The sequence below is a fragment of the Agathobaculum sp. Marseille-P7918 genome, from assembly GCF_964248325.1.
Taxonomy (GTDB): domain Bacteria; phylum Bacillota; class Clostridia; order Oscillospirales; family Butyricicoccaceae; genus Agathobaculum.
Map to the genome: position 1 here is coordinate 15,552 of NZ_CAXTXI010000014.1, position 18,368 is coordinate 33,919.

Genomic DNA, 18,368 nt, shown 5'->3' on the forward strand with positions numbered 1-18,368 from the left:
TGATGCAATCATTTAATATAGTCAATCACCAGTGTATAAACCGAATCGTCACTCATGGTCACCGTAAACTCCACCATACTGCCATCCCGGCGGAATTTCTCAAGCCCTGATTTTGTCAGCGCCAAGGCATTGGAAGAGGTCGTATAATCCGTGCCGGCTTCCAGCTCTGTGTCAGCGCCATTCCAGACCGTCGTCACACTGCTCACGGTCAAACTGCTCAGCGGCAGCGTAAAGCTCGGCTCTGTCGGTGCATATGTATCATACTCCGCAACATAGGCATACATACCGGATGGAGTGGAGTCTGTAACCGTCAAATTAAATGTACTGATACCGCCGTTCTTCAGGTCTGCCGAAACCGTATAGGTACCTGTCCGCAGCTGTGCCAGCACACCGCGACGCAGCACCAGAGAACGATTCACGTTATCGAATTCGTAATCAATTTCAGAAAATCCCAAAACCACACCCAGAATATCACTTTCAGAGAAGACGCCCGACAGCTTCACACGCACATCCTGAAAGCCGCTTGCACGATAATATCGGTCAAAGGTAACCGCTTGTACCGATGCCGCTTCCTCCGAATTGGTAACGGAAAGCGAAATACTCTCCCGCTGGCCATTTGATAGCGTGAGCGACAGCGTATAGTTTCCCTTTGCAAGCGACGTCAGATACGAGGACGAAATCGCAATACCGGAAGAGGTTTTCGTGTAATCCGAAGATTCATTCAGACCTGCCCCATTGCAAAAAACGGAGGACACCGTCACGTTATTGGGCACGTTGACCATTACATCCGTTCCCAATGCGGACGGATTTGCCAAATCTACCGCAATGCTTTTCGGCACGACCCCTGCCGTACTGATACCACTCATTGTTTTCCCGCCGATGGTTGCCGACACACCTTTTTCTATGGCATATCCGGATACAGAGACACTGCTGGCAAAACTCACGCCATCCACTTGAATATTTGCCTGATAGACCGAGCCATAGCCGGTCACAGAGCTCGGCTGTTCTACCGTCATCTGGTAAATCTTTGTACCCGCCGTGGTGCTGACCGTGGACTCCCCTGTGAGCGTAAGATCTTCGACATTCGCATCAAGCGTCAGAGAGACTCGCCCCTCACCGTTCACCTCAACCCCTGAAAAGCCATTGTCTTCTGCCGAGGTCAGGGATTTTTCATACAACGTTGCTGCCGACTGCACCTCCGTCTTCCCGATGCGAGTAGCGCCCGTTGCAGTAACCTGCAGCAGGCGCCCCATCGGTGACGAAACAATCATGTGATCGCTCGACGTATTCATCATTGTAACCGTACCGCCGGACACGATAACGGAACCCTTGACCGTCACATTACTCAGGGTGACTGCATCAGAACCCAGTCCCTCCGTGATGTACAAATCGCCCTGAATCGTAGCATCGGACAGTGAACAGCTTTCCGAAATGGTAACATTCGCAGTATCGGTTTTCAAATCAGCCCCTGTATACGCTTTGCCCGCAACAGATAACGAAGTTCCCATGTAATAGTACAGGATTTTTGCAACCTCACCGCGCGTTACCACATGATTGGGCTGGAACGAACCGTCCGAATATCCCGCCAGAAAACCTTTATCGGCCGCTGCCTTGATATATCCCGCGCTCCATCCGGATATCTGGTCGCGGTCGGTAAACGGCAGGTCAGAGGGCGAAACATTACCCGGATCTGCTTTGAACAGGCGGCCGACAATAACCGCAGCCTGTTCGCGCGTCACCTTGCCCTCAGGGTCCATCTTGTTATCTCCTACGCCATTGATATATCCGTATTTTTTAGCAATTTGTACCGTGTCGTAATACCACGCGTTTCTCGGTACATCGGTATAAGAGATGGCCGCCGTTTCCGTAAAATGAAATGCACGATTGATATATCGCATAAATTCCGCACGCGTCATATCACGATTCGGTTCATATTTCCCCGTTGTTGCGCTCGGATTGATGACACCTTCCCGATCCAGATATTCAATGTAGGTTTTTGCCCAGTGCCCGTCCAAATCAGATGCAGCTGAGGCAAACGGAAGCATTGCCGTCAGCATAACCATACACAGCAAAGCGGATAACAACCGTTTTTTCATATCCATACAACCCCTTATTGATGCTGTCAATAGTATACCATACCCAATTCAACTTGACAACCACCATTCTTTTCATATGTTTTTGACAAATTGCAAAAACAGACGTCCTTTTCTGCTTGTGCCTCCGAATGCGACGATGCGGGCCCGGCCCATACCGCGCACCGTGAGCTTATCCCCCTCGCCTATCAGCCGTTCCGGTTTCAAGCAAGGCGCATGATTGACATAAACCAGCCCTTTTTCAATGCGCTCCTGCGCGCTTTTGCGCGACATGCCGAACACCAGCGCCGCCACACTGTCCAGCCGCGGCGAAGCTACCGACCCGCTGCCCTGTATTTCTTGCGCCGGTTTGCATTTCAGCGTTTCTAGCGGCTCGCGCGTAAGTGAAATCTGCTTGCGCCCCGCCTTGGCAAAGTGCAGCAAAATAAACTCCGCCATATCCTCCAGCACAAGAATATCCGCCCCTTCCTCGTGCACCAGAATATCGCCCACGACCGCGCGGTCGATTTGCAGCCCCATCAGCGCCCCCAGATAATCGCGATGGGTGAGCGTATCCTCTTTTCGTTTATGTGCGCGCAGCAGCGCCAGCGGAGCAGCCTGTTTTGCACTTTCCGCATCCAGATAATCCGGGTAAAACAGATAAATGCCGCGTTCGGCATCCTCGTATCCGCCCCAGAACAGCGCGTGACCCGTCGCACCGCAAAGACGCACCGCCTCCGTGCACAGTGCTCGCTCATTCATACTGAGGAACTTAGTGTGCGTCAGATAGCCGCGCGTCTCACAGGTCTGCTCCTTGTCCAGCAGACCGGCCAGAAGCAACCGCTCTTCTCCCGTTCCACCCAGCGCATTTAAAATATCATTTCTACTTTTCAACCGTTTTTCCTCCGCTTATAGCCGCAGTTTTTTCCAAAGCTATTGTACTATTTCTCACTTTCGTTTACAATAGAATTATTGTTCACCAAGGAGGCGTAAAGCACATGTCGGTCAAGGATGCGGTATTACAGGCACTCGAACAAGCGCGGGGCAAACGGTTGTCCGGCGGACAGCTTGCCCAGCAACTCGGTGTATCGCGCGCCGCAGTGCACAAAGCGATTGCCGCGCTGCGCAGCTGCGGCATGGCAATTGACGGTGTACCAGGCGAGGGCTATCGGCTTGCGCCGGAGGATGACAGCCTGACTGCCGCCGGTGTACAGGCGCTGCTCGACACCCGCTTTGTGGGACGCGAAATGGTTGTCCTTCCCAGTTTAAGCTCCACCAATACCGTTATCAAAGAGCGGTATCTGGACCGGCCGCATGGCTTTGTCCTGCTGGCCGAGGAGCAGACCGGCGGCCGCGGCCGTCTTGGGCGCACCTTTGTCTCTCCCGCCGAAACCGGCGTTTACCAGACCATTCTGCTGCATCCTACCCTGCCCATCAGTCATATCCAGCTTGCCACCATTGCCGCCGCTGTCGCTGTGGCAGAAGCGGTGACACAGACGGCTGGTTTCTCCCCGGAAATCAAATGGGTCAACGATGTGCTGTATGAAGGGCGCAAGCTCAGCGGCATCCTGACCGAAGCTACCATCGAGGGCGAAAGCGGTATGGTCAGCTCGCTGCTGGTCGGCATCGGCGTCAACCTGCGGCCCAATCCCGCGTGGCCGGAGGATGTGCGTGCCGTCGCGGGCGCGCTGAGCGAATTCGGGCGCACGCCGCGCCGTGCAGAGCTGGCGGCTGCTGTGCTGACCCATTTCGAGCGCGCCTATTCCCTATTGGAGCAGGACCGTGCGGATGCATTGCTTGAGTTGTACCGCAGCCGCTTGTGCTGTCTAGGCAAGCCGATCCGAGTCATCAGTCCCACAGAAACCTATCAGGCCGACTGTATCGGCTTGGATGACAACGGCTTTTTGCTGGTGCGTGATGCGGACGGACAGACCCGCACGCTCTCCAGCGGAGAAATCAGCATCCGTTTCTGACAATGTGCGACACTATATTATATAATGTAAGGAGTATCCCTTTATGTTTCAAACCGCCGCAGGCGTCACCGTTCCTTTTCCGGACAAGCTGCGTGAGCAGTATCAGCGGGATGGAGACACCATCATCTGCAATCTGAGCTTTGAAAAGCTATCCGATTTTATCCATGCCTTTTATGCTTCGCTGACCGAACCACTGTTTCTCGCCATCCACCCGGACGCGGAGCAGGATGAAGTCTGGTATCTGGACGGCATGACCAAAAAACAGTTGACCATGATTCTCGACGGCTACGGCGAACTGCTGCTGCAGGACGGTCTTTCTGCATTCGCCATCGGCTCGCTTGCGACCGAAGAAGAGCTGTTCGTGCAGAAATACAAAGTGCTGTCCATCTACAGCCCGCAGATTGCCCGCATGGAAAAGCTGCTCGCGCGCTTTGAAGTACCGCGCACGGATTCGATTGTCACCGCTTGGGACACGTTTTCCCAAGCGCATCCGGGAGAAGCGCAGCGGCTGGAAATCGCCGGCATGACTGTCTTGGATATGATTGGTGACCTGCAGAAAATCGGCATGTATAAAGGCTGACGCAATCGCGTCAGCCTTTTTCTCTGCTCAGAGGAACAGACTGACCGCCGCGCGGCGGCGATAGCCCTCCTCAAGTTCGCTTTTATGATATAAGTAACCCGCGTCATCATAATATTTCGCACTCTTGGGACATTTTTTGACACAAGCGCCACACTTGATGCAGATACCGGTAAAGTCCCGCACATTTTCCGGGTTAATCGAACCCATGGGACATACTTTCGCACAGAGACCGCAATTGTCACACGCTTCGCTTGTCTTTGGCTTGACCTTACGAATGTCCACCGGTTTGCCCGCGCGGTCGCGCGGCTGGTAGTACGCCCGTTCCTCCCGCGCTCGTCCCGGCACCGCAATCGACGGCGTGTCCGCAGATACTTCCGCAACGCGCTCAGCTATCTGCGCCGCAAATTCTGCGGCCAGTGTCAAATCATCTGCATCCGGACGACCTGCGGCAAGCGTGTTCGAAAATGAGTGTTCCCCCACAAAGGCCGCCGCTGCGAACGGCACAAAGCCGTTATCCGCAAGGATGTCACGCAGCTCAATCAGCGAATCATCAAACGCGCGGTTGCCGAATGTGACCACCGGCACTGCTGCCGCACCGTGTCCCTGCACGGTGGCCAGATATTTCAGCAGCACATTCGGTACTCGACCCGCATAGGTCGGCGTGCCGAAGATGACCAAATCCTCCGCCGTAAAATCCGGCGTCCCTTGCCGCGCCTCCGGCAAAGTAAAATCATACTCCGAAACCGGAGCATCCAATGCCTGCGCCACTCTTTCCGCAATCCGGGTCACAACACGCTTTGTTGTCCCGGTCGCACTCCAATACACTGCCCACACCCGATTTACCTGCATATGCCGCGCCTCCTTTTCTGCTTATTGTCAGTATAACAGATACCCGGACAAGCGTCAAAGCCGAGCCGCACAAAATAAAAAAAGCAGCCGCAAAAGCGGCTGCTTTTCTGCTTTAAATTTCCATGATGATTGGCAGCACCATCGGGCTGCGCTTGGTCTTTTTGAACAGATAATCGCTCACATCGCCCTTGATTGCCGACTTGAGACTGTTCCAATCACGCAGATTTTCCACCGCACAGCGGTCGAGTGCCATCTGCGAAATATTGCGCAGCTCTTCCATCAGCGCTTCCGCCTCCTTGACGTAAACAAAGCCGCGGGAAACGATATCCGGACCGGCGATAACAACGCCTGTTGTCGCATCCACCGTCACCACAACAACCAGCAGACCGTCTTCGGACAGGTGCTTGCGGTCGCGCAGCACCGCAGTGCCTACATCACCGATGCCCAAACCGTCAACCAGCAGACGACCCGCCGGCACGGGATTGCCCAGACGAGCGGAGTTTTCGCTGATTTCAACCGGGCGGCCGACTTCAGTAATCAATACGTTCTTAGGATTGACACCCATTTCGCGCGCCAGACCGGCATGCTGCATCAGCATACGGTATTCACCGTGCACCGGAATGAAGTACTTCGGCTTGCACAGGCCCAGCATGAGCTTCAAATCCTCCTGGCAGGCGTGACCGGATACGTGAATCGCGGCAGAGCGGTCATAGATGACTTCCGCGCCCTGTTTATACAGCTCATTAACCATATTATTGATGGACTTCTCATTTCCGGGGATGGCGGAAGCTGCAATCAAAATCCGGTCGCCCGCACTGACCTCGACCTGCTTATGGCTGCCGTAGGCCATGCGATACAGTGCTGACATGGTCTCGCCCTGTGAGCCGGTGGACACAATAATCAGCTGACTGCGTGCATAGCGCTTGATTTCGGAAATATCAATCATTACCTTACCGGTATCCCTGAGATAACCAAGCTCTCCCGCCACCTTGGAGATTTTCTCCATGCTGCGGCCGCATACGGCAACCTTGCGTCCCGCCTTGGCTGCAATGTCCAAAATCTGCTGCAAGCGCGATACATTAGATGCAAAGGTGGCGATAATGATACGCTGGTCGCTTTCCATGATGAACTTCTCCAGCGACTTGCCCACGATTTTTTCACTCGGGGTATAGCCCGGACGCTCCACATTCGTCGAGTCGCTCATCAGCGCAAGGATACCCTTTTTGCCCAGCTCACCGATACGCACCAAATCAATCATCTCACCCGAAACCGGCGTCAGATCGATTTTAAAGTCGCCGGTGTGCAAAATCGTACCCAGCGGCGTGGTGATGGCCAACGCTACCGAATCCGCAATCGAATGGTTGGTGTGAATGAACTCCACCTTAAAGCATCCCAGCTTAATCGTGTCGCCCGCGCGCACACGATTGAGCTTTACCTTTTGCGGCATCTTGTGCTCACTCAGTTTGGTCTCAATAATGCCGCATGTCAGCCGGGTTGCATAAATCGGTGCATTGCACTCTCGCAGAACATACGGAATTGCGCCAATGTGGTCCTCATGACCGTGCGTGATTACATAGCCACGCAGCTTGTTGATGTTGCGCTTGAGATAAGTGGTATCCGGGATGACCAGATCCACACCCAGCATATCGTCGTCCGGAAACGCAACGCCACAGTCCACAACGAGAATATCGCTGCCATATTCGATCACGGTCATATTCTTACCGATCTCATTGAGGCCACCGAGCGGTATAATCTTCAGTTTTTCTTTCATAACAGTTTTATCACTTTCCTTTATTCATCAGTTTAATACCTGTAAAACATCAACCCAGGGATTTCCCTGCGTCTTTTACAAAGACAGACCTGCATCCCGTTCGTCTGCCCTTATGCACTATTTTATCTCTGCGCTGCAGCCCGGTCTCGCCCCATATCGGCAACGCATCCCCAGCGGACTGCAAACACTTATTTTTAATAATACCACATTCCTCTTACCGTGTAAAGTTTTTTTACAAGTGCCGGATACCGGGATGCAGACCGTCCGATTTACTTCTGGACAATCTATATATACTTATTATATAATAGTATTCACAAGCATGCATTTGATTATCCGTGATTGGAAACTGTTCCCCACTTCTCCGGTCTACACGGTTCATGGTTTTTCGTGTTTCCCCACCTGCCATCGAAAAATGTCATTTTGTAACCGTTCTTTGTGCACATACTCATCTGGGATGCTAAAATTCAACCTTATTTTTCATTCAGCTATACAGATTTTCCATCTGCACGGCAAAACAATTATGCAATTTGAACAAAAATATAAAAAACCGTTTGACAAATACGCGATTGTAAAGTATCATAGGTTACAGATCAGAAACAGATCGACAACAAATCAGTAACAGCCAGAAAACAAATCGGCTTTTGCCGATACCGCGTTTCAGCGGGTTTTCACGACGATTAGGAGTGTAACACATGTTCTTTTCTTTGCGAAAGCATGCATCCAAACTGATTGCTGCGACACTGGCGGTCGGCACAATGGCTTCCATCAGCGCTGCAGCGCTCGATCAGCCAGTTGCAATGCTCTCTTCCAACCTGAATGCATCCGTCGGTACGGTTTTAACCTCCGACCAAATCAACACTGCTGAGCAGGCTCTTTCCAAGGCTAAGGCTGAAGCAGCGGCCAAGGCGGAAGCAGAAGCCAAGGCGAAGGCTGAGGCGGCAGCAAAAGCTGAAGCGGCACAGCAGGCAGCTTCCAGCACCACCACCAATTCTTCGCAGTCGCAGCAGTCCTCCAATAACAATCTGCTGACCGAGCCGGTATCCGCCAAGACGGTTGCCTACTCTTCCTCGCTTCTCGCAACCGACGCCATCAAAAATAATTCGACGGCACTGGGCAACTACAAGCTGACCTTCTATTGCCCCTGTGAGCTCTGCAACGGCGTTGCCGGTGCAAAAACTGCTTCCGGTACGACTCCGACCGAGGGCCGCACGATTGCTGTAGATTCGTCGATAATTCCGCTGGGCAGCCGCGTTTATATTGAAGGTTACGGCGTATTCATTGCAGAGGACACTGGCGGAGCCATCAAGGACAACAAGATTGACGTTTTCGTTTCTTCGCATGACCGCGCATATGAGCTTGGCGTGCAGTACGCAAACATCTATCTGCTGGGCTGAGATAAGTCAATTTCAAGGACTATGCTTGCATAGTCCTTTTTCTTTTGCTATGATAGGAATACTAAGGAGTGACCGCATCATGAACGCTGCTGAACGGCGCATCAAAATCACCCATCTGCTCATGCAGACCCAAAAACCGCTTTCCGCCACCGCATTAGCTGCGCAATGCGGCGTAAGTCGGCAAATCATCGTCGGAGATGTTGCACTGCTGCGTGCCGGTGGGCTTTCTGTGTTAGCCACACCGCGCGGTTATATTTTGGAGACCGCCGCCTCTACCCCTATCCATACGGAGCGGCGTGTTGTGTGCCGACATGGCGATGAGCGTCTGTTGGAAGAACTGTACACCATAGTTGATTTAGGCGGCGCACTGCTTGATGTAACAGTCGAACATTCGGTTTATGGGCAAATCTGCGCCCCGCTGCATATTTTTTCCCGCTATGATGCCGATATGTTCTGCGAAAAGCTGAAAAAACCTGCAGCACGCCCGTTATGTGACTTAACCGGCGGCATCCATCTGCACACGCTGCGTGCGCCGGATGAGGCCACGCTCGACCGTGTGATACAAGGACTGCAGGAGAAAGGCTTTCTGCTCACAGACGAGAAATAGTCCGCCACAACCATATCCCCTACATACAGATAGCAAAACGGTAAACAAAAAAGCCGCAGAGTTTCCATCTGCGGCTTTTTCTATTTCAGGGAAAACTTACTTTTGCAGGGTTTTGGCAAAGCTGTCCTTGAGCGTGACGATACGGTTGAAGCGGCCATCTTCCCTATCCTTGACGTAGTAGCCCATACGGACAAACTGGAAGCGTTCGCCCTCCTTGGCATCGCCCAGCGACGGCTCCAACTTGCAGCCCGTCAGCTTCTTGAGCGATTCCGGATTGAGATAATCCAGATAATCCGTTCCCTCCGGCACATCGTTCACGTTTTCCAGCGTAAACAGGTTATCATACAGGTACAGGTCGGCATCCAGCGCATGTGCAGCGGATACCCAGTGAATCGTTCCCTTAACCTTGCGGCCATCTGCGGGCATGCCGTTGCCGGTTTCCAAATCGGCCGTGCAGCGAATCTCCACAATTTCACCGTTTTCGTCCTTGACAACCTCGTTGCAGCGGACGATATAGGCGCCCATCAGGCGCACCTCACCCTCCGGCTTGAGGCGCTGGAACTTCGGAGGCGGAACCTCGGCAAAGTCGCTCTTCTCGATATACAGCTCACGTGTAAACGGCACCTTGCGCGTCCCTGCGGCTTCGTCGCGCGGATTGTTGGGCACCTCAAACTCTTCGCACTGGTCCTCGGGATAATTGGTGATGACCAGCTTGACCGGCTCGGTGACCGCCATGCGACGAAGTGCCGTCTCGTTCAGCTCCTCGCGGATGCAGTGCTCCAGCAGCTTGATGTCGACCAGCGAATCCGCCTTGGCAACGCCTGCACGCTGCACAAAATCCAGAATCGCGCTGGGCGTGTAGCCACGGCGGCGCAGCGCGCACAGCGTAGGCATACGCGGGTCATCCCAACCCTCGACGTGGTTCTCAAACACCAGCTGGCGCAGATAACGCTTGGACATAACCGTGTGCGTCACATTCAGACGCGCAAACTCGCGCTGCTTGGGATGATGCGGCAGAGGGCAGTTATCCACGACCCACTCGTACAGCGGACGGTGGTTTTCAAATTCAATCGAGCACAGCGAATGCGTGATGCCCTCGATGGCATCCTGAATCGGATGTGCAAAGTCATATAAGGGATAAATGCACCACTTGTCACCCTGCCGATGGTGATGTGCGCGCACGATGCGGTAAATCGCGGGGTCGCGCAAGTTCATATTCGGACTTGCCATGTCAATTTTAGCACGCAGCGTCTTGGAGCCATCCTCGAACTTACCCGCACGCATGTCTGCAAACAGCTGCAAATTCTCCTCCACCGAACGCCCCCGATACGGGCTTTCCTTGCCCGGCTCAGTCAGCGTGCCGCGATAGGCGCGCATTTCCTCCTGCGTCAGGTCGTCTACATAGGCCTTGCCATCCTTGATGAGCGCAACTGCGCACTCATAGCAGGTCTCAAAGTAATCCGAGCCATAGAACACACCGCCGGACGGCTCCTCACCGGTCAGCCATTTGATGTCCTCCCAGATGGAGTCAACATACTCGGTGTCCTCCTTGACCGGGTTGGTGTCGTCGTAGCGCAGGTTAAACAGGCCGTTATACTTTTTGCCAATCGACCAGTTGATAAAGATTGCCTTGGCCGAACCGATGTGCAGATAGCCGTTCGGCTCGGGCGGGAAACGGGTATGGATGCGCTCGTTCAGCCCGGCTGCAATATCCTCATCAATGATTTCGGTCAAAAAGTTATTTACATTTTCCATCATAGCGTTTTTCTTCCCCCAAAAGCCGAATTAAAGCGTCTTTACGCAGCGTTCCAAACGTTCCAGCACCTTGTCGCGGCCCAGAATGCCCATGACCGTCTGCAAATCAGGCGCGTTCTGCCGTCCAGCAACCGCCACACGAACCACCATGGAAACATCGCCTACCGCGCCCTTGTACGCGGACGGGTCAGCCTTGTATGCCTTGGTATCCGCAGCATAGCCGTGTGCCGACGCAATCTGCTTCATCTTTTCAAAGAAGCCATCCGGCGTATCGTTTTCGTCAAACATCTGCGCAAAATCCGCGAGAATCGCCTTGGCATCCTCGGCAGACACGCGCTCCGGCATGGTGTAGTCCGGCTGGAACAGCTCGTCGAACATAAAATCCATGTAACCCTTCGCATCCGACCAGAGCGCCAAATCCTTACGCGGCTTCTTGCCGCCGCGTCCGATGGCGAGATATGCCTTGGAGAAGGCCGGGTCGCGCGTAATCAGGTCGTGGAACGGCTTGTCATTTTCCGCACTCCACGCCGCAATATAGTCATATACCGTGTCGGCCGACATACGCGAGATGACGTTCTTGGAAACGTCGTGCAGCTTCTCAATGTCAAACAGCGCGCCCGAACCGCTCATCTTCTTGGTCGAGAACGGGAAATCGTTCATCGGTAAATCGGGGTTAGCACGCCGCCACTCCTCAAAGTTGGAGTTGAGCAGCGTCATCAGGTACTCGAGCACCGCCGGCACCGGATAGCCCTCCTGCTCATAGAAGGTCAGCGCAAGCTCGGGGTCCTTGCGCTTAGACAGCTTGCGCTTGCCGCCGGTTTCCGGGTCAATTTTCATCAGCTGAGCGGTGTGCGCGTACTTAGGGGCCTTCCAGCCCATCGCACGGAACAGCTGCAAATGTACCGGCAGGGTTGCCAGCCACTCCTCGCCGCGCACGACTACGGTCGTACCCATCAGATGGTCGTCCACCACATGCGCGAAGTGATAGGTCGGAATACCGTCCGACTTGAGGATGACGATATCCTGATCGTTCTCGGTAACCTCCATCTTGCCCTTGACAAGGTCCTCGTGCCGAATCTTATTCTCAATGCTGCCCTCCGAGCGGAAGCGCACGACATAGGGCGTACCCTTGGCGAGTTCTGCTTCGATATCCTCCATCGGACGGTCACGCCAGACGGCATATTTGCCGTAATAGCCGAAATTCTCCTTGTTGGCCTCCTGCTGAGCGTGCGCCGCTGCGAGTTCCTCCTCCGTGCAGAAGCACGGATAGGCCATGCCGCGCTGCACCAGACTCTTGACAAAGGTCTGGTAAATTTCCGCGCGCTGACTCTGACGGTACGGACCGTATGCACCGTTGTCGCCCTCAAGCGTTGCGCCCTCGTCAAAATTCAGGCCGAATGCGCGGAACACCTCGATAATGGTGCGCACGCCGCCCTCGACCTCACGCTTTTTGTCCGTATCCTCGATACGCAGATAGAACACGCCGTCCGACTGATGCGCCAGACGCTCGTCCACCAGCGCGCCGTACAGGTTACCCAGATGCATAAACCCCGTGGGGCTGGGACCCATACGGGTCACCTTTGCGCCCTCCGGCAGCGTGCGTTTGGGATAGCGCGCCTCGATTTCCTCCGGCGTAGTATTGATATGCGGGAACAGCAGTTCCGCCAAACGGTTATAATCCATTTTGTTCACTCCAACTTCCTTGATGGACATTTTAGCCCATGATAGGAATATTTTATCACAGCGCATCGCGCGGTGCAAGGCGCAAAGCGCATCAATCGACGGCTTCCGCGCCCTTGGTTTTTGGCATAGCTGCGCGCTGCAAAGGCAAAGCGGCATGGCGATTTTGCCATGCCGCTTTTGCAAGCCCCGCTCCCTTACGGATTGATTGTTTTGGGATTGGTGTCCGCGCCGGTATCCGCCGTACCGGTTGTCGTTCCCTTATCGTTGCCCGTTACCGCATCGCCGACTTTGTCCATGCCGTTATCAATTGCATTTCCGGCATTATCCATGCCGTTCTCCACGGCATCACCCACATTGTCCATACCATTCTCAATGTCGTCGCCGACGGTATTGCCGTTATCGACCACGCCGTCATTGTTCTGGTCCTCGGTCACGTTATTGTCCGTGCCGTTCTGGTTGGTTTCGTCCGCCGTGTTGGAGCAGCCGCAGGCAAACACCATCGTCAGCGCGGCAAGCAAAGCGATAAGCCTTTTCATTGCATTTCCTCCTTGTGTATTTGCCGTTAGTATAGGAGGTGTTTCGCTTTTTTATACGTTAAAATCAATTTTTTGCATATGAGATAATACAACCGAGCAGGTCAGTCCGGTCACAAGACCAAGCGGCACACTCATTACCAGCAGAAACGGCAGATACGCCACCACCGCGCCGGTCTGCATCCAAATCACCGCCGCAATAATCTGCCCGATGTTGTGCGCCGCCGCGCCCGCGACGCTCACCCCTAAAAGCGAGCAGAACCGTCCCTCTGCGCGCAGCAGCAGCCACATAGCTGCCAGCGACAGCAGGCCGCCGAACAGCGAAAACAAAAATGCGGTCACGCTGCCCATGAGCAGACTGGACAGCGCCACGCGGCACAGCAGCACCGCCAGCGCGTCCCGCACGGACAGCCGCGTGAGCGCGAACAGCGTCACCACATTGGCAAGGCCGAGCTTGACCCCCGGCACCGGGACAACCGTATCGAGCGGAAACAGACGCTCGACGAGCGACAGCACGACCGCCAGCGCGGTCAGCATACCGCAAAGTGTCAGCCTTTTTGCTTTCATCGTCTCTCGTCCTTTCCGTTACGACACGATTGCATCAATCTCACCCGTCTCGCCCACAATTTTCAGCACCACGCGATTGGGCAGACAAACCGCAACCTGTCCCGCCCGCGTCAGCGTACCCGTGCGCACACAAACCTGATCGCGGCAGTCCGCTGATTCCATGCGCGCGCTTTTACCGGACAGCACAATCACATTATGCCCGTCCAAGTCAATGGTGCGGTCGGTATCATCAGTCAGTGCGACACGCTCGATCAGCTGATTATCCTGCCAGATTTCGGCATATAACCGATCACCCTGCGTGCCTGCGGCAAGCACCGCGGTCAGCGCCGCTGCCAGCAGCAGCACAATACCGATGATGACAAAGTCCCCCCATTTGAGCCTACCGCGCATCCGTGTACCCCTTTTTCTCTCCGAGGAAGGTATAGGTGCAGGCCGAAGCAACCGCATCTGTGGTATATATCTGCTTATCCGAAGTAATAAACACCGCTGCGATGTCGTTTTCCGCGCAGAACGCCAGTCCATCGTCCAGCCCCATGACAAACAGCGCGGTTGTCAGCGCGTCTGCACGGGTGGAGTTTTCGTCTATCACCGTCACACTGCGCAAACCGGTATCCGCCGGATAGCCGGTCTTGGGGTCAAAAATATGATGATATCGTTTGCCGTCCTGCTCAAAAAAGCGTTCATAGTCGCCCGAAGTGACAACCGAAGCATTCCGCACCTCGGCCGTTGCCACAAACTCCGCATTGTTGTCCGGGTCGGCAACACCGACCACCCAGTTGCCGCCGTCGCGTGCCGGATTCTCCCCGAACGCGCCGATATTGCCGCCAAGCTGCACCAGTGCGCCGGTGACCGCCCCCTCCGGCTGCTGCGTGAGCAATGCGAACACAGCGTCGGTTGCAAAGCCCTTGCCGATGCCGCCCAAATCGAGCTGCGCACCACCCAGCAACTGCACCTGATTGTCTCCTATCAGTTTGATGTTCTCATAGCCCACATGGGACAGCGCCTCGTCAATTTCCGCCTGCGTCGGCACATGCGCGTTTTCCGTATTGATGCCCCACAAATCAGTCAGCGGCGCCATGGTGGGGTCAAACGCACCTCCGGTCCATTCAGCATACTGCACCGCCGCTTCAATTGCCGCATAAGTATCCTCGCTGACCTCACACGCGGCGCCGTTGGCATGATTCAAGCGATACAGGTCGCTGTCCTCCCGCGTGCGGGACAATGCAGGCTCCAGTGCATTGACCTCCTGCTCACAAGCTACGGCAGCCTGCTGTGCGCTGTCCTCATCACTGCCATACACAGAAACCGACATAAACGTGTCCATTGCAAAAAAGTCCGTCGTGTAGCTTGACGGCCGTCCTTCGCAGCCTGTCAATCCAAAAAGCAGCAAAAATACTGCAAAAAGTCGCTTCATACCGTGCTCCTCATCACAAAAAATCTTGTACCATTATAATACACCGCGAAACAATGCGCAAGGCCGGCTTTCGCCGCTTTTTGATATATTATCCCCCGTCATACAAACAGTAAGGCGCTGCGGCCATTGCGGCCGCAGCGCCTTTGCATTCCGGTTCAGTTTAACCCAACATAACCTTATGGAAGGTTTTTTTGCCCTTTTTGACCATGCGCTCCTGCGCAAAGAAGTCCTTGTCGAGCATCGTCTTGAAGTCGGCAATCTTTTCGCCGTCAATAGACACACCGCCGCCCTGCACGAGCTTACGCGCCTCGCCGTTCGAGGCAGCAAGGCCGCACTTGACCAACAGCGTCAACACGCCAATCTGACCATCGGTAAAGTCGGCATCGGTCAGCGTCGTTGTGGGCATGTTTTCACTCGCGCCACCGCCGACAAAAATACTCTTAGCCGCTTCCATCGCCTTGTCCGCCTCTTCCTTGCCGTGCACCAGCTCGGTCAGCTCATAGGCGAGAATTTCCTTTGCCTTGTTCAGCTGCGCGCCTTCCCAGCTATCCATCTCTTCAATCTGCTCGAGCGGCAGGAAGGTCAGCATACGGATGCACTTGAGTACGTCTGCATCGTCCACGTTGCGCCAGTACTGGAAGAAGTCGTAGGGCGAGGTCTTATTCGGGTCGAGCCATACTGCGCCTGCCGCAGTCTTGCCCATTTTCTTGCCCTCGGAGTTGAGCAGCAGCGTAATGGTCATGGCGTGCGCATCCTTGCCCAGCTTGCGGCGGATAAGCTCAGTGCCGCCGAGCATATTGCTCCACTGGTCGTTGCCGCCGAACTGCATGTTGCAGCCGTAGTGCTGGAACATGTAGTAGAAGTCGTACGACTGCATAATCATATAGTTAAATTCGAGGAAGCTCAGGCCCTTCTCCATGCGCTGCTTATAGCACTCCGCGCGCAGCATGTTATTAACAGAGAAGCATGCGCCAACCTCGCGCAGCAGCTCGATATAATTGAGCTTCATCAGCCAGTCGGCGTTATTGAGCATCATGGCCTTGCCTTCGCCAAAGTCGATAAAGCGCTCCATCTGCTTCTTGAAGCAGTCACAGTTGTGCTGGATGGTCTCGACCGTCATCATCGAGCGCATGTCCGTGCGGCCGGAGGGGTCGCCGACCATACCCGTGCCGCCGCCAATGAGAGCGATCGGCTTGTTGCCCGCCATCTGCAAGCGCTTCATCAGGCACAGCGCCATAAAGTGGCCGACATGCAGGCTGTCTGCCGTCGGGTCAAAGCCAATGTAGAAGGTGGCCTTGCCGTTGTTTATCATTTCGCTGATTTCTTCCTCATTGGTCACCTGCGCGATCAGCCCGCGCGCTTTGAGTTCTTCGTAAAGTGTCATGTAAGTTTCTCCCGCATTGATTTCGTTTATTTCATCCGTTTACTCCGTGCGTCCTTTCACGGGGCGCGTTCCTTATACCGCTCGTCGATAATGACCATCTTCAGCCCTCCTGCCCTGCCAACTCCAGCAGCTCTTCGGCATTACGGCGCGCCGCATCCGAAATCTGCTCACCGGACAGCAGCCGCGCAATCTCGTCCACGCGCTGCGCCCGATCCATCGGCCGAACGTCGGTATAGCTGCGTCCGTCGCGCACGGATTTGGAAATACGCAGATGATGGTCACCCATCGCCGCAATCTGCGGCAGGTGCGTGACGCACAGCGTCTGCTTTTTCTTCGCTATCGCGGACAGCTTGCGCGCAATTTGCTGTGCGGCATGGCCGGAAACGCCGGTATCTATCTCGTCAAAAATCAGCATACCAACATCTTCGCCCGCCGTCAAGACGTTTTTGAGTGCCAGCATGATACGGCTCAGCTCACCGCCCGACGCAACCTTGGATAAGGGTTTTTCCGGTTCGCCGGGGTTGACCGAGATTTCAAACGTCACCGTGTCAAAGCCATGCGCCGCCAGCTTCGCACCTGTGTGCACCGCTACGCGCATTTTAACCTTGTCCATATCCAGCTCGGACAGCTCCCGCACGATTTCCTTTTCCAAACGGGTGGCCGCTGCCCGCCGTTTCTCCGAAATCTGACCGGCCAGCCGTTTCGCCTCGGTCAGCTCTGCGCGGTATTGCTCGCGCAGCTCCTCCCGTCGATTATCGGAATCGGCAAGCGTCTCAAGCTCTGAGGTGATTCGCTCATAGTAGGCGGCAATCTCTTCTAATGTGCCGCCGTATTTCTGCTTAAGCCGATAAATCAGGTCGAGCCGCTGCTCCACCCATTCTCGCTCAGCCGAGGAAAAATCCAGATTGTCGCTGCGGCTTGTGACGCTGTCCCGCAGGTCAGCCGCGAGCAGCCGCAGCTCCTCTGCTTGTTCCGCCATCGCATCGAACGCCTCGGATACCTCATGCAGCCCGGCCAGTGCCGCCGCTGCCTGGTCGAGCAGTGCGCACGCGCCGCCGACCTCATCGTCTCCGTTCAGCGCAAGCCGCACCTGCTCCAGCGCACCCGCAATCTTGCCCGCGTGGTCAAAATACGCCTTGCGCTGGGCAAGCGTTTCATCCTCGTCGGGCTGCAGCGCCGCCTGCTCAATCTCCTCCTTGTGAAAAGAGAGCATATCGATGCGCTGCAGGCGCTCCTGCTCACCGGTTTCAAGCGCAGTGATCTCCCGCCGCAGTGCAAGCAGCGCCTGATATTTGGGCCGATACTGCGCCAGCAGCGCATCCAGTCCCGCATATCCATCCAGATAGTCAATATGATGCTGTTCATCCAGCAGCTTCTGACCGTCGTTCTGGCCGTGAATATCAATCAGATAAGGCGCAAGCTGCCGCAGTACGGCAGCCGATACCGGCTTCATATTCACCCGACAGGTACTCTTGCCATCCGCCGTAATCTGCCGCTGCAAATGCAGCGTATCCGGCTCGTCGCCCGTGAGGGCCAGCTCGTCGAGCAGGCTGACCAGCCCCGCCGAAAGGTCGGTGAACACCGCGCTGACAAAGCCCTTCTGTGCACCCGCGCGCACCAAATCGCGGCTGACCCGCTTGCCGAGAATTGCGCCAATCGAGTCAATGACAATCGATTTGCCTGCGCCGGTTTCGCCGGACAGCACGGTCAACCCATTCTCCAGCTCGATGTCTGCCCGCTCAATCACTGCGATATTTTCAATATGGAGTAATTGCAGCATCGCCGC

General features: G+C 54.9%; 16 protein-coding genes. 4 read left to right on the plus strand and 12 right to left on the minus strand.

Annotated features, from left to right (window positions below; translation table 11 throughout):
• Positions 1-8: 8 nt before the first annotated feature.
• The gene (locus ACESSO_RS15175; protein ID WP_373166386.1) at positions 9-2,096 is read right to left on the minus strand and encodes an S-layer homology domain-containing protein; all 2,088 of its coding nucleotides are present in this window, start codon (positions 2,094-2,096) and stop codon (positions 9-11) included.
• Positions 2,097-2,168: 72 nt separating this feature from the next.
• Entirely contained in the window at positions 2,169-2,966 is a 798-nt protein-coding gene (locus ACESSO_RS15180) for an RNA-binding protein (protein WP_373166387.1), read from the minus strand.
• 104 nt (positions 2,967-3,070) lie between these two features.
• Here ACESSO_RS15180 and ACESSO_RS15185 point away from each other — a divergent pair, with 104 nt between their 5' ends.
• Complete coding sequence (locus tag ACESSO_RS15185; RefSeq protein ID WP_373166388.1) at positions 3,071-4,045, plus strand: biotin--[acetyl-CoA-carboxylase] ligase; 975 nt, start codon at positions 3,071-3,073, stop codon at positions 4,043-4,045.
• Between the two features lie 43 nt (positions 4,046-4,088).
• Positions 4,089-4,625, plus strand: coding sequence for a hypothetical protein (locus ACESSO_RS15190; RefSeq protein WP_373166389.1), 537 nt, complete (start codon positions 4,089-4,091; stop codon positions 4,623-4,625).
• A 27-nt stretch (positions 4,626-4,652) separates the two neighbouring features.
• Here the strand turns inward: ACESSO_RS15190 and ACESSO_RS15195 are convergent, their stop codons facing one another.
• Together ACESSO_RS15195 and ACESSO_RS15200 are read right to left on the minus strand one after the other, a co-directional pair.
• Positions 4,653-5,474, minus strand: a complete 822-nt coding sequence (locus ACESSO_RS15195; protein WP_373166390.1) for an EFR1 family ferrodoxin — start codon at positions 5,472-5,474, stop codon at positions 4,653-4,655.
• Between the two features lie 112 nt (positions 5,475-5,586).
• Positions 5,587-7,245, minus strand: a complete 1,659-nt coding sequence (locus ACESSO_RS15200) for a ribonuclease J (protein ID WP_373166391.1) — start codon at positions 7,243-7,245, stop codon at positions 5,587-5,589.
• A gap of 692 nt (positions 7,246-7,937) precedes the next feature.
• Here ACESSO_RS15200 and ACESSO_RS15205 point away from each other — a divergent pair.
• Positions 7,938-8,639 (plus strand): 3D domain-containing protein, encoded by a 702-nt coding sequence (locus ACESSO_RS15205; protein ID WP_373166392.1) that lies wholly within the window; start codon positions 7,938-7,940, stop codon positions 8,637-8,639.
• Positions 8,640-8,718: 79 nt separating this feature from the next.
• Positions 8,719-9,246: a transcription repressor NadR gene (locus ACESSO_RS15210; RefSeq protein WP_373166393.1), complete on the plus strand. Its 528-nt coding sequence runs from the start codon at positions 8,719-8,721 to the stop codon at positions 9,244-9,246.
• Positions 9,247-9,342: 96 nt separating this feature from the next.
• Here the strand turns inward: ACESSO_RS15210 and ACESSO_RS15215 are convergent, their stop codons facing one another.
• The 8 genes from ACESSO_RS15215 to recN form a co-directional block, all read right to left on the minus strand.
• Positions 9,343-11,001: a glutamine--tRNA ligase/YqeY domain fusion protein gene (locus tag ACESSO_RS15215; protein WP_373166465.1), complete on the minus strand. Its 1,659-nt coding sequence runs from the start codon at positions 10,999-11,001 to the stop codon at positions 9,343-9,345.
• Between the two features lie 30 nt (positions 11,002-11,031).
• Positions 11,032-12,684, minus strand: a complete 1,653-nt coding sequence (gene gltX / locus ACESSO_RS15220; protein WP_373166394.1) for a glutamate--tRNA ligase — start codon at positions 12,682-12,684, stop codon at positions 11,032-11,034.
• 194 nt (positions 12,685-12,878) lie between these two features.
• Complete coding sequence (locus tag ACESSO_RS15225) at positions 12,879-13,220, minus strand: hypothetical protein (protein WP_373166395.1); 342 nt, start codon at positions 13,218-13,220, stop codon at positions 12,879-12,881.
• A gap of 51 nt (positions 13,221-13,271) precedes the next feature.
• Positions 13,272-13,784 carry a Gx transporter family protein gene (locus tag ACESSO_RS15230; RefSeq protein WP_373166396.1) on the minus strand — a complete coding sequence of 171 codons (513 nt, stop codon included), beginning with the start codon at positions 13,782-13,784 and terminating at the stop codon, positions 13,272-13,274.
• A gap of 18 nt (positions 13,785-13,802) precedes the next feature.
• The gene (locus tag ACESSO_RS15235) at positions 13,803-14,174 is read right to left on the minus strand and encodes a NusG domain II-containing protein (RefSeq protein ID WP_373166397.1); all 372 of its coding nucleotides are present in this window, start codon (positions 14,172-14,174) and stop codon (positions 13,803-13,805) included.
• Positions 14,164-15,198, minus strand: a complete 1,035-nt coding sequence (locus tag ACESSO_RS15240) for an FAD:protein FMN transferase (protein WP_373166399.1) — start codon at positions 15,196-15,198, stop codon at positions 14,164-14,166. The genes ACESSO_RS15235 and ACESSO_RS15240 overlap by 11 nt, the downstream gene beginning before the upstream one ends.
• Before the next feature lie 160 nt (positions 15,199-15,358).
• Positions 15,359-16,582: a tyrosine--tRNA ligase gene (tyrS, locus tag ACESSO_RS15245; RefSeq protein ID WP_373166400.1), complete on the minus strand. Its 1,224-nt coding sequence runs from the start codon at positions 16,580-16,582 to the stop codon at positions 15,359-15,361.
• 100 nt (positions 16,583-16,682) lie between these two features.
• Entirely contained in the window at positions 16,683-18,362 is a 1,680-nt protein-coding gene (recN, locus tag ACESSO_RS15250) for a DNA repair protein RecN (RefSeq protein ID WP_373166402.1), read from the minus strand.
• Positions 18,363-18,368: the final 6 nt, after the last annotated feature.